This is a genomic window from Rhizobium sp. M10, from assembly GCF_002531955.1.
GTDB lineage: Bacteria > Pseudomonadota > Alphaproteobacteria > Rhizobiales > Rhizobiaceae > Rhizobium > Rhizobium etli_C.
Window position 1 is genome coordinate 67,679 of the sequence record NZ_NWTA01000017.1, and the last position, 13,019, is coordinate 80,697.

8 protein-coding genes are annotated in these 13,019 nt (G+C 61.7%); all 8 read left to right on the forward strand.

Annotation, left to right across the window (positions count from 1 at the left end; all coding sequences use genetic code 11):
* The first annotated feature begins 190 nt into the window (after positions 1-190).
* The 8 genes from CO671_RS22835 to CO671_RS22865 all read left to right on the forward strand — a co-directional run bounded on the left by CO671_RS22835 (position 191) and on the right by CO671_RS22865 (position 13,004).
* The gene (locus CO671_RS22835) at positions 191-1,042 is read left to right on the forward strand and encodes a TIM barrel protein (RefSeq protein ID WP_097607835.1); all 852 of its coding nucleotides are present in this window, start codon (positions 191-193) and stop codon (positions 1,040-1,042) included.
* 21 nt (positions 1,043-1,063) lie between these two features.
* Positions 1,064-2,056, forward strand: coding sequence for a dihydroxyacetone kinase subunit DhaK (locus CO671_RS22840; RefSeq protein ID WP_015341924.1), 993 nt, complete (start codon positions 1,064-1,066; stop codon positions 2,054-2,056).
* 10 nt (positions 2,057-2,066) lie between these two features.
* Positions 2,067-2,708, forward strand: coding sequence for a dihydroxyacetone kinase subunit DhaL (gene dhaL / locus CO671_RS22845; protein WP_013984746.1), 642 nt, complete (start codon positions 2,067-2,069; stop codon positions 2,706-2,708).
* A gap of 655 nt (positions 2,709-3,363) precedes the next feature.
* The gene (locus CO671_RS33825; RefSeq protein WP_015341926.1) at positions 3,364-3,540 is read left to right on the forward strand and encodes a hypothetical protein; all 177 of its coding nucleotides are present in this window, start codon (positions 3,364-3,366) and stop codon (positions 3,538-3,540) included.
* Between the two features lie 250 nt (positions 3,541-3,790).
* The gene (locus CO671_RS22850; RefSeq protein ID WP_245425018.1) at positions 3,791-4,771 is read left to right on the forward strand and encodes a DUF3991 and toprim domain-containing protein; all 981 of its coding nucleotides are present in this window, start codon (positions 3,791-3,793) and stop codon (positions 4,769-4,771) included.
* 63 nt (positions 4,772-4,834) lie between these two features.
* The gene (locus CO671_RS22855; RefSeq protein ID WP_097607836.1) at positions 4,835-5,407 is read left to right on the forward strand and encodes a DUF1419 domain-containing protein; all 573 of its coding nucleotides are present in this window, start codon (positions 4,835-4,837) and stop codon (positions 5,405-5,407) included.
* A gap of 146 nt (positions 5,408-5,553) precedes the next feature.
* On the forward strand, positions 5,554-10,647 hold the full coding sequence (locus CO671_RS22860) for a DEAD/DEAH box helicase family protein (protein ID WP_097607899.1): 5,094 nt from the start codon (positions 5,554-5,556) through the stop codon (positions 10,645-10,647).
* Positions 10,648-11,219: 572 nt separating this feature from the next.
* Complete coding sequence (locus tag CO671_RS22865; protein WP_097607837.1) at positions 11,220-13,004, forward strand: ParB/RepB/Spo0J family partition protein; 1,785 nt, start codon at positions 11,220-11,222, stop codon at positions 13,002-13,004.
* The last annotated feature ends 15 nt before the right edge of the window (positions 13,005-13,019 follow it).

The window sequence follows — 13,019 nt, forward strand, 5'->3', positions numbered from 1 at the left end:
TACTTGAGACATTCAGTACGCTGGAGGACGCCCTTCCTCTATATTCCATGAGGAAATTTAACGCAAATGATGCATTTGTTGAGATGGATTCATGCATTGACCGATGGAATTCGCTTGTCCGGATGAAGCGTTTTTAACACTTTGCCCTTCGGAACGGCCTTTGCGCCGTTCTTTGCTAAGGGAGGAATGCATGGCTGAACGGGTGATCTCCGTGTCCGGCGCGCCGTACGACGGGCATAGCAGAGAGGCCGCACTGGAGAGCGCGGCAGCCCTCGGGTTCACGCATTTCGAGCCGGCCTTTATCGTTGGATATACAGAACCCTTCGATGAGACCGCCTTCACACCTTCCGAGATGACCAGTTGGCGCAGCGCGCTTAGGTCTTCGGGGCTCTTGTGTCATGCAATGTCGTCGCACATCGACCTCGGTTTGGAAGATTCGGTCGAAGTGTTCACGGGCCGCATGGCATTCGCCGCGGCGATTGGAGCCAAGGTTATTGCGACCAACGCGGCCGCCCGACAAAGAGAGGCAACATTCCGTCGCAACGTCGAAACCATACTGAGAAGAGCGGAAGCCTTTGATATCATCGTTGGCCTGGAAAACCCAGGAGACGGCAGCGATAGCCTGATCAACACCGCGCGGGACGGTATTTCTCTTGTTGAGGAATTCGGATCGCCCTTTCTAAAGCTAAATTACGACGCTGCAAACACGGCGTCACATCGACCGGACATGGACGATCTCGCAGGTGATGGAATCCTGGCGCTGCCGGAATCGGCGCACGCCCATATCAAGGATGTCCGTGAAACCGACGAAGGTTGGTTTTTCTGCGATATCGGCGACGGCAAGGTCGGGTGCGAGCGCCTCCTGGCCGCAATCGCAAAGCTCGACAGCCTCCCGGTCAGTATTGAACTTCCCTTGAGACTGCATCGCAATCGGCAGGCGCAGCCCGTTCGCCGCCAAGTTCCCGTGCCGCTGTCAACGATCGAGGACTCGCTGGCTCGGTCGCTCAAGGTCGTCCGGCGAGCGCTCAACCACAATCAATGACCGTGTCTGGAGGAGGACGCAGTGCAACGTTTTGTAAACAACCGCGATGAGGTCGTGGAAGATACCATCAAGGGCTTTGTGAAGGCACACCGAGACATCGTGCGCCTCGCCGAAAACCAACGCGTGGTGACGGCGATTGACCGGCCCACGCAAGGAAAAGTGGGTGTCGTAACTGGAGGTGGCTCCGGACACGAGCCTGCCTTCAGTGGCTATATAGGCCGCAACATGCTCGACGCGGTCGCGGTCGGCGAGCTGTTTTCGTCGCCAACGGCAAAGAGCTTTCATGATGCCATACGCGAAGCGAATGGTGGAAACGGCGTCGTTGTCCTCTACGGAAATTATGCCGGAGACAACATGAACGTGAAAATGGCGATGAAACTCGCCGCGAAGGACGGCATCGAGGTTGCCACGGTGGTTGCGAACGATGACGTGTGCTCCGCCTCCGCCGAGGAGCGGGAGAAGCGCCGAGGCGTTGCCGGAGAGATCTTCATGTGGAAGGTCGGCGGAGCGAAAGCGTCGATGGGCGCCAGCCTATCCGAGGTTCGTGACGCAGCACAGAAGGCCATCGACAATTGCCGCTCGGTCGGTGTCGGATTGGGGCCGTGCACTCTTCCAGCGGTCGGACATCCGAACTTCCAGATCGAGCTTGGCACCATTGAAGTCGGTATCGGCCATCACGGCGAGCCGGGCGTGCGAGTAGAAGCGCTCAAGAGCGCATCAGAGGTCGCCAAGGATATGTGCCAGATCGTGCTGGATGATCATGATCTCGGCTCGGGGACAGAAGTGGCCGTACTGGTATCTGGCCTTGGCGCGACACCGCTGAACGAACTTTACATTCTCTTCGACACCGTCGAGGAGGAAATCTCCGGCCGCGGCCTCAGGATCCACAAAGCGTATGTTGGTAACTACTTCACGTCTCTTGAGATGGTTGGAGCGACTTTGACGGTCATGGCGCTCGATGAAGAGCTAAAGTCGCTACTGGAGGTCGAGGTTCGCTGCGCGGCGACGCTTTAAGGAGAGAACAATGCAAAAAATGAATAACGCGGCAGCCGGAGAAATCGTAGTCTCCATGGCAAGAGCGATCATCGATAACCGCGCCTACCTCAGCGAGATCGACGGCAAGATTGGCGACGGCGATCACGGAATAAATATGGCGAAAGGTTTCGGTTTAGTGGCCGACCGGATACGCGGCAAGGAGCTATCGCTCGCAAAAGCGCTTGAGACCCTCGGAACAGTCCTGATGACCGAGATCGGCGGATCTATGGGTCCGCTTTACGGTGTGATGTTCACCGAGTTTGCCCAGCAGATCGATCAGGTCGACCAGATCGACAACAAGACGTTCAGCCGAATGCTGCATGCTGGCTTGACGGGTATTCAACAAATTGGTTCGGCCAAAGTCGGCGACAAGACATTGCTTGACACGTTGGTGCCTGCTGTTGAAGCTTTTGACAATGCGACATCAGAAGGAAAATCCTTCGACGAGGCATTGGAACTCCTCGTTGCGGCAGCCGAAAGTGGCCGCGATTCGACGGTGAACTTGATCGCGCGGATCGGCCGAGCCAGCAGGCTGGGCGAACGATCGCTCGGCGTGCTGGATGCTGGTGCGACGTCTTGCGCGCTGATCCTCAAGGAGTTGTCTGAGGGAACCCGCAATAGGCTTCAATAGTGTCATCGCTTCTTGAGCGTGATCATAGTGAGAACCGAAGTGATGCCGAGCTTAAGGGGAAGCCAATCCAGAGTGCCGCTCGGTTATTGATGTGAAACGCGCCGCGATAGAAATCCGGCAACAGTCCTCCGTGTGCCGCCCGAGGGTGGACACCCGCTTTCGCGGCCATCCGGGAATCAAATTTGGCGGACAGATTGGGTCGGCGGCGAACTATGCATTCGGTCTCCGGGCACCATCGCTCTCGCTTGCAGGGTCGGGTTCCGCAAACCGCGAAAGGCACGACTCATCGCAACTTAGGCGGTGCCACGACTGAAGCTGACGCGACATTCGGTCACGCGGCGACGCAGAGTCCTTCGCTCAGCCAACACCTGACCCGCTAAATCGAAGACACGAGTAATCGGCCTGCGGGCAGCGACGACCTGGCACGAAGCTCGAAAATCGTGCGTCGAACGGTGGCCCAAACGGAAGCAAGCCAATCCCGCTTGTCTGTGATGGCGTCCTGGCCCGGTTCCGGATCTTCCATGATCAACCCATAAAGGGTCCGCTAGCAAGCTGCGGCCGCGTCGGCTTCGCCTCGCGGTGATCGCGCCCGGACCCCGTGCCTTTTGAGGAGCCATCGAGCGGGAATTGGCCCGCTCCCGTAGGAGCCTCTCAAATGTCGCACGATCTCTCTCTCGCACAGTCCCACGCCCTCCAGCTTTCCCGTGACCTGATGGTCCCGGTCACCCTCTTCGAGGTCGACGGAGAATACGGCGTCCTTCCTTCTGACGAGATCGACGCCGACGACGATCTGGCGATCGTGCACGAGTATACGCCATGGCCGGCTCATTGAGCCGGCGCCGCGTGGGTGCCCCTTGCGAGCGGCAGGCCGCAAGGGGGGCTTCGCCGCGTCCGACGTCAGCTTGCATGATCCGACAATTGCCAGCCGCGCCCTTGCGGTCTTTGCTCTTCGGGGCCTGCCGAAAGGCGTCGGTGAACCGACGGGCAAGGAAGGATTATGGAGGCCGATCGCTGGGCGATCGGAATGAAAAATGAAGAGAAGAGAGATTGAAGCGCTGCGCGATCAGGTCAGTTGTGCGGCAGTGCTTGAGCATGCCGGTTTTGCAATAGACGCGAAGGAAAGCACGCGACGGGCAGCCAAGTTCCGCCGCGGCGGCGAGATCATTATCGTCACCTATGAAGGGCGTGGGTGGTTCGATCCCCTGTCCGACGCGAAAGGCGATGTGTTCCGGCTCGTCGAGCATCTCGATCGGGTCGGTTTTCCCGAAGGTGCAGAACGGGTCGCGGCTCTGGTCGGGTTTCAGATCACGGGGCCGGAGTGGCAGCCCGCGAAAGATGGTCAGAGATCCGACCTCTCTCTTCCCGATCGTTGGCAGTCCCGCAGGCGACCCTGGCCTGGTTCCTCGTCGTGGCGGTACCTCAACGGCGAGCGCTATCTGCCAGCGACCGTGCTGCGAGCGACCGTCAAAGGCGACCTTCTGCGCGAAGGCCCGCAAGGCAGCATGTGGGCGGCGCACCGGGACCAGGCCGGGGTCTTGACCGGCTGGGAAGCGCGGGGTCCGCAATACCGGGGTTTTGCATCCGGAGGAACCAAGGTTCTCTTCCGTCTCGGTTCGGACAGCGCTTCGCGCCTGGCCGTCACGGAAGCGGCGATCGACGCCATGAGCCTCGCGGCGATCGAAGATTTGCGGGAGGGGACGCTTTATCTCAGCACTGGCGGCGGATGGTCGCCGACCACGGAGGCAGCGTTGCGGAAGTTAGCGGCGAAGCCCGCCGTCCAGATGGTAGCGGCGACGGACGCCAATCCGCAGGGCGAGATGTTTGCCGAACGGCTGCGGACGCTTGCCGACGATGCAGGCTGCGACTGGCTTCGACTTCGGCCACCGCAAGAGGATTGGAACGAAACCCTGAAGATCAGGGAAAAGGAAAAGAGGGAAACGATGGAAGGACGAGGCGTGCCGCATGCGCGCCGTCCGCGTCAAGGGAGGCTTCGCCCGGCGGAGCCGGCCCTTGACCCTGACGGCCGCGATGGCGGCGGCAGCCAAGGGGTCATGAAGGACTGAAGAGGAAGGCAAGGTCGATAGGACAGTGCCGCGCTTCGGCCCGAAACCTCCGAAGGAGTGCAGATGAACCCCTACCCCGCAATCCGAAAAGTCTTCCAGGGCGTCGCAAGCCGACCGCAGATGTTCCGCATGTTCGACCGTCATCTCCAGCGGCCCAACCGTTGGGAAGACGACGCAACACCGCTCTATAACGGCGAATGGTTCGAAATCCTGCCGCCGCTCTGGATCTGCGGTTCGATGTTTGCGATGCGCGAGTTCCTGACCGGTTCGGTGACATCAGTGTTCTTCGCACTCCGGATCGATGAGGCGATCCGCTATTTTCACGGCTATTGCGACCTTTCCCACAAAGCGTCAGTCGAGACCATGCGCCTTGCGATTATCGAGCGCGAGAGCCGCCCGGTCCGGGTTTTAACGCGCGCGGAACGCCTTGAGCACATCTGGAGCAGCACGGCGGACGACTTTCGCGGCTATGCGGGCGAGCGCTGGCCGGAGGCCTCGCGCGGCAAGCGCACTGTGATGATCTACGGCGGTAAAGACGGCACTGTTCTGAAGCTGCTGGAAGGCCTCAGCGACGACGAGATCGCCGCCAAGCTGCCGGTACAACTGCGCCACCTCCCCTCGCCGATCGCGGCTTGAGAGTTTCCGATTGCATCCGTGCGCGAAGCAATCGCGCCCGGCCCACGATAGCCGCGCAGCCCATGCAGGCGGCCCCTTCCACCCCTTCGCGTTCCTCGACTGTCGCTTGCGGCGGATCGATGACGCTCGCTCACAAGGAGCTTTCGATGAGCACCGATCCATTCACCCTTGATATGTTTGGTAGCAGCGCTTTGTCATCAGGACTTGGTCTTGGCGTCACGGCGTTCGGCGGTTTTGCCGCCAACGACGACGAGCCCGACCCGACCCCACCCTCTCCTGCGCGGGCTCTGCCGGCGACCAACCGGCCGGTCCAGCGAAAGCAGGGGCAGCGCGCCAACTTCTATCTCGACGATGGCGACCGCGATCTCGCCGCGACCTGGAAGGAGCGAGCACGCATCAATGTCGCGGCCATCCTCACCGCAAACGAAATCGAGAGGCAAAATCTGCCGGCGACTCCGGCCGCCCAGGCGAGGCTGATCCGCTTCACCGGTTTCGGCGCCGGCGAGCTGGCAAACGGCATGTTCCGGCGGCCTGGGGAAACCGACTTCCGCACAGGTTGGGATGATCTCGGCAACTCGCTGGAAACAGTGGTCAGCGAGGGCGAATACGCGTCGCTCGCCCGTTGCACCCAATATGCACACTTCACCCCTGAATTCGTCATTCGGGCAATCTGGATGGGCATTCATCGTCTCGGCTGGCGCGGCGGCCGAGTGTTGGAGCCGGGGATCGGAACAGGCCTGTTTCCGGCGCTGATGCCGAAACAGTATCGCGAACTGAGCTACGTCACCGGCATCGAGCTCGATCCCGTCACGGCCCGCATCGCGAAACTGCTGCAGCCGAAGGCGCGTATCATCAACGGCGATTTCGCGCGCACGGACCTTAATGCGATCTACGATCTTGCCATCGGCAACCCGCCCTTCTCCGATCGCACGGTTCGTTCCGACCGGCAATATCGTTCGCTAGGCCTTCGGCTGCACGATTACTTCATCGCCCGATCGATCGATCTCCTGAAACCGGGCGCCCTGGCCGCTTTCGTCACCAGCGCCGGCACCATGGACAAGGCCGATCGTACTGCCCGCGAACACATTGCCAAGTCCGCAGACCTGATCGCCGCGATCCGATTGCCCGAAGGCAGTTTTCGGCGCGACGCCGGTACCGACGTCGTGGTCGACATTCTTTTCTTCCGCAAGCGCAAAGCAGGCGAGCCGGAAGGCGACGTTTCGTGGCTCGACCTGGAGGACGTCCGGCCGGCTGTCGAGGACGAGGGGGTGATCCGCGTGAACCGATGGTTCGCCCAACATCAGGCGTTCGTGCTCGGCGATCATGCCCTGACTTCCGGCCCGTTCGGGGAGACCTATACGTGCCGGCCACGCGCCGGTGAGGAGCTCGACGCGGCGCTGACGGCAGCCGTCGCGCTTCTTCCCGAAGGCCTTTATAACGGCGAGCCGACCGCCATCGACATCGATCTGGAGGATGAGCTTGCCGAGATCGTCGATCTGCGTCCGGACAATGCCAAGGTGCGCGAAGGCAGCTATTTTGTCGACATCAGACATGGCCTCATGCAGGTCGTCGACGGCGAGCCGGTTCCGGTTCACGTGCGCAAGGCCCGCAGCGGCGAGGGAATCTCGGAAAAGCACGTCCGGATCATTCGCAAACTGATCCCGATCCGCGATGCCGTGCGCGAGGTTCTGAAAGCCCAGGAACTGGACCGTCCGTGGCGCGATCTGCAGGTGCGGCTGCGCATCGCCTGGTCGAGCTTCGTGCGTGATTTCGGCCCGATCAACCACACCACGGTTACGATCGTCGAGGATGAGACGACGGGCGAGGCTCGTGAAACCCATCGCCAGCCCAACCTGCAGCCGTTCCGCGACGATCCTGACTGCTGGCTGGTTGCCTCCATCGAGGACTACGATCTCGAAACCGACACGGCGAGGCCTGGAGCGATTTTTTCCGAACGCGTCATTGCGCCCCCTGCCCCACCGGTCATCACCTCGGCCGCCGATGCCTTGGCCGTCGTCCTCAACGAGCGCGGTCGTGTCGACCTCGACCACATCGCCGAACTCCTGCATCGCGACATCGACGCCGTTCGCGACGAGCTCGGCGATACGATCTTTCGCGACCCCGCCGACGGCTCCTGGCAGACCGCGGACGCCTATCTCTCCGGCGCCGTGCGCACGAAACTCGCCGTCGCAAAAGCCGCGGCCGAGTTGGACCCCGCCTATGAGCGCAATGTCCGGGGGCTTGAGGCAGAACAGCCCGCCGATCTACGCCCCTCGGACATCACCGCTCGACTGGGTGCTCCCTGGATTCCGGCGGCCGATATCGTCGACTTCGTGCAGCAGACTATGGGCGCCGAGATCAGGATCCACCACATGCCGGAGCTCGGCTCTTGGACGGTTGAGGCGCGGCAGCTCGGATGGACAGCGGCCGGCACATCGGAATGGGGCACCGATCGCCGCCACGCCGGCGAGCTGCTTGCCGATGCGCTGAACAGCCGGGTGCCGCAGATCTTCGACATCTTCAAGGATGCGGATGGTGAGCGCCGGGTGCTGAACGTCGTCGATACCGAAGCCGCCCGCGACAAGCTGCAGAAAATCAAGCAAGCCTTCCAGAACTGGGTCTGGACCGATCCCGATCGTACCGACCGGCTGGCGCGGGTCTATAACGACCGCTTCAACAACATCGCGCCCAGGCGCTTCGACGGCTCCCACCTCCAACTCCCCGGCGCCTCTGGCGCCTTTATTCTTTATGGGCACCAGAAGCGTGGCATCTGGCGCATCATCTCGTCGGGAACGACCTATCTCGCGCACGCCGTCGGCGCCGGTAAGACGATGACCATGGCGGCTGCTATCATGGAACAGCGCCGCCTCGGACTGATCGCCAAGGCGATGCTGGTGGTGCCCGGCCATTGCCTGGCGCAGGCGGCGCGCGAATTCCTGGCGCTCTATCCCAACGCCCGCATTCTCGTCGCTGATGAGACCAACTTCACCAAGGACAAGCGCGTTCGCTTCCTCTCCCGCGCCGCAACCGCGACCTGGGATGCAATCATCATCACGCACTCGGCATTTCGGTTCATCGCCGTGCCATCGGCCTTCGAGCAACAGATGATTCAGGACGAGCTGGAGCTCTATGAGGATCTGCTGACCAAGGTCGACAGCGAGGATCGGGTTTCGCGCAAGCGGCTGGAGCGGCTCAAGGAAGGTCTGAAGGAACGGCTGGAGGCGTTGTCGACCCGCAAGGACGATCTGCTGACGATCTCTGAAATCGGCGTGGACCAGATCATCGTCGATGAGGCGCAGGAATTCCGCAAGCTTTCCTTCGCCACCAACATGTCGACGTTGAAAGGCATCGATCCGAACGGCTCGCAGCGTGCCTGGGACCTCTACGTCAAGTCCCGTTTCATCGAGACGAAGAACCCCGGCCGGGCCTTGGTTCTCGCCTCCGGCACGCCGATCACCAATACGCTTGGCGAAATGTTCTCGGTGCAACGGCTGCTCGGTCACGCCGCACTGGCCGAACGCGGCCTGCACGAATTCGACGCCTGGGCCTCGACCTTCGGTGACACCACGACGGAATTGGAAATCCAGCCGTCCGGCAAATACAAGCCCGTCAGCCGCTTTGCCTCCTTCGTCAACGTGCCGGAACTGATCGCCATGTTCCGGTCTTTCGCTGACGTGGTGATGCCCGAGGATCTGCGCGATTACGTCAAGGTGCCTATTATCTCCACCGGCCGGCGGCAAATTCTCACCGCCAAGCCGACGCAGGCTTTCAAGAACTACCAGACCATCCTCGAGGCCCGTATCAAGGCGATCGAGATGCGCGAAGGGCCGGCGCAGCCCGGCGATGACATTCTGCTCTCCGTCATCACCGATGGGCGCCATGCCGCCATTGACCTCCGCCTGGTCGATCCCGACAGCGAGAACGAGCCGGAAAACAAGCTCAACCTGCTGGTCCAGAACGCCTTCCGTATTTGGCAGGAGACGTCACAACGGACCTATTTGCGGCCGGACGGCAAGCAGTTCGATCTGCCCGGGGCGGCGCAGATGATCTTTTCCGATCTCGGCACCATCAATGTCGAGAAGACGAGAGGCTTTTCCGCCTATCGATGGATCCGCGACGAACTCGTCCGGATGGGCGTTCCGCCCTCCGAAATCGCCTTCATGCAGGATTACAAGAAGAGCGAGGCGAAACAGCGTCTGTTCGCCGACGTGCGCGCTGGCAAGGTCCGCTTCCTCATCGGCTCTTCCGAAACCATGGGGACCGGCGTCAACGCCCAGCTTCGCCTCAAGGCGCTGCATCATCTGGACGTTCCCTGGCTGCCCTCGCAGATCGAACAGCGCGAGGGCCGGATCGTCCGCCAGGGCAATCAGCATGACGAGGTCGATATCTTCGCCTATGCCACCCAGGGCTCGCTCGACGCTGCTATGTGGCAGAACAACGAGCGCAAGGCCCGCTTCATTGCCGCGGCACTTTCAGGCGATACTTCGATTCGCCGCTTGGAAGACCTCGGCGAAGGAGCCGCCAACCAGTTCGCCATGGCCAAGGCGATCGCGAGCGGTGACGAACGGCTAATGCAGAAGGCGGGGCTCGAGGCCGACATTGCCCGGCTCGAACGGTTGCGCGCCGCTCATGATGACGATCAGTATGCCGTGCGCCGGCAGATCCGTGATGCCGAGCGCGACATCGAGGTTTCGATCCGGCGTATCGGCGAGATTGCCAGGGACATCGAACAGCTCATTCCGACTGCTGGCGATGCCTTCGTGATGGTGGTCAAGGGCGAGACCTATGAGGAGCGTAAGCTTGCCGGCCGGGCGCTGATGAAGGAAATCCTGACCCTCGTCCAGCTTCAACAGGAGGGTGATGTCGCCATTGCTTCGATCGGCGGCTTCGATGTGATCTATTCCGGCGAGCGGTTCGGTAAGGGTGACGGCTATCACTACGCCACCCTCCTCCAGCGTACCGGCGCCACCCAGGAGGTCGATCTTGCCGTCACCGTGACGCCGATCGGCGCGATCTCGCGGCTGGAGCACGCGCTTGCAGGCTTTGATGATGAACAGGCGCGGTATCGGCATCGACTGCATGAAGCCGAGCGGCGTCTTGGCGCCTATCGCTCGCGCGAAGGCGGCGTATTCGCATTTGCAGATGAGCTTACCGACAAGCGCCGGCAGCTTCGAGACGTTGAGGAGGAATTGGCGACTACGGCGCGCGAGGAAGCGGCCGTCAGGCCAGAGGCAGCTTGACCATCGGCCGATTGCGGTCTTTTGGATGCGGTGCAGCATGTGCATAGCTGCATTGCACAATAAATGACTTCCGTCTGCTCAAATAATGTTCATAATGCACGCAGCTGATGCACATGGCGGCCTCTCCTCCCAGTGCCGCTGCAGCAGCTGTTCCCCTCTGGAGGTTTATTGACCTTCACACTTCAAGGGCCGCGGTTTCCGCTGGCCCATTTTTTTATTTTCCATCTTATCAAAATCGACGTCCAGTCGCGTGCAAGCCGCCGCTTCTGCCGCCGACACGAGAAGGAAGCAAGGGAGAAAGGAAGGAAGGAAGGAAGGAAGGAAGGAAGGAAGGAAGAGGAACCGTCGCAGAGCAGTTCGCCGGTCGCCGCTTCCGCTCAACCGCCGCCTCCGCATCCCGGCCACTCGCCTTCGCAGGGCTGTCAGCCCCGCTCGTCCTTCGCGGCAGCAATGCTCGGCCGCAGTTGCACCCGGCCGCCCGCTCCGCGGTCCGGGAGATGTCTTCGGAAAAATGAAGACGCGAGAAGGACAGGCAGAAGGGCCGTGTCCAAATCCCCGAGAAGGAGCATCCCATGCAACTCATGAAGGTCGATCCGCGTGCGCTGAAGGACAACCCCGACAACACGCGTCAGTCGAAGTCGACGCCGCAGGCCGACGCCCTGCTTCTGGCGACCATCAAGGCTGTAGGCGTTATCCAGCCGCCCGTCATTTTCCCGGAAGCCGGTGGCAACGGCTACGTCATTGAAGCGGGTCACCGGCGCACACGCATGGCGGTCGCCGCCGGTCTCGAGGAAATCGACGTGATCGTCGTCGAGGCGGCCAACGACAATGGCGCCATGCGCTCGATGATCGAGAACATCGCGCGTGAGCCGTTGAACCCCGTCGACCAATGGCGCGGCATCGAGCGGCTGGTCGCGCTTGGTTGGACCGAGGAGGCGATCGCCGTAGCGCTTGCCCTCCCCGTCCGCCAGATCCGCAAGCTCCGTCTGCTCGCCAACGTTCTGCCTTCGATGCTCGACCAGATGGCGAAGGGAGACATGCCGAACGAGCAGCAGCTGAGGACGATCGCCGCTGCCTCGTCCGAGGAGCAGAAAGAGGTCTGGAAAGCCCACAAGCCGAAGAAGGGCGATACGGCAGCCTGGTGGCAGATCGCCAACGGGCTGTCGAAAACCCGTATGTACGCTCGCGATGCAAGCTTCGGCGATGATCTTCGCCTGGCCTACGGTATCGAGTGGTCCGAGGACCTGTTCGGCCCGGCCGATCAGGACAATCGCTACACCACAAATGTCGAGGCGTTCCTCGGCGCCCAGCAGGAGTGGATGGCAAGCAACCTGCCGAAGAAGGGTGCGATCGTCGAGGTCAACAATTGGGGCCAGCCGGACCTGCCGAAGAAGGCCGAACGCGTCTACGGCAAGCCAGGCAAAGGCGATTGCACCGCAATGTACCTCGATCGCGAGGGCAAGGTGAAGAGCGTTCACTACCGGATGCCGGAGGTCAGGAAGTCCGCCGGCCAGACCGGCACCGCGGCCGATGGGACGGAGGAGGCCAACGACGAGGCGGCGGTCGCCGGAAAGACAAGGCCCGACGTCACGCAGAAGGGCTTCGACATGATCGGTGATTTCCGGACCGATGCGCTGCATGAGGCGCTGGCCCGCGCGCCGATCGAGGACGACATGTTGATGGCTCTCCTGGTCATGGCCTTTGCCGGCACCAATGTCCGGGTCGATTCCGGCGCCAACGACACCATGTTCGGACTGAGGCGGTTCCAACGTCATGCCGCGCGCCTCTATTCCGCCGATGGCAGGCTGTCGGTCGATATGGACAGCGTGCGTGTCGCCGCCCGTTCGGTCCTCATCGACGTGCTTTCTTGCCGCCGTGGTATGTCGAACAGCGGCGTCGTCTCGAGGATCGCCGGCGAGGCGATCGGCGCCGAAGGCTTCCTACCGAATATGGGAACAGAGGACTTCCTTCTGTGCCTGTCGCGCCAGGCCCTGGAGACTGCGGCAAAGGAGGCCAACCTCCAGCCCCGGGCGCGGGTCCGCGAAACCCGCGCAGCCCTCGTCGACCACTTCACATCGACTGAGGCAACCTTCGTCCATCCGGCGGCGTTGTTTGCGCCTGACCCGAAGGACATCGCCGATCTCCTGAAACATCGCGATTGCTTCGACGAGGAGAATGCCCCGGTCGAAGAGGCGATCGGCGATATCGGCGGCGATGCGCAGCCGGACGCTCGCAACGACGCCGACGCTTCAGACGCACAGGATCTGGATCACGGGGATCCTGACGCTGATGCGGTGACGACAAATGATGACCCCTCCAGCGACGAGGAAACCGCCTACGCGATCGCGGCGGAATAGCAGACCCTCTTCTCC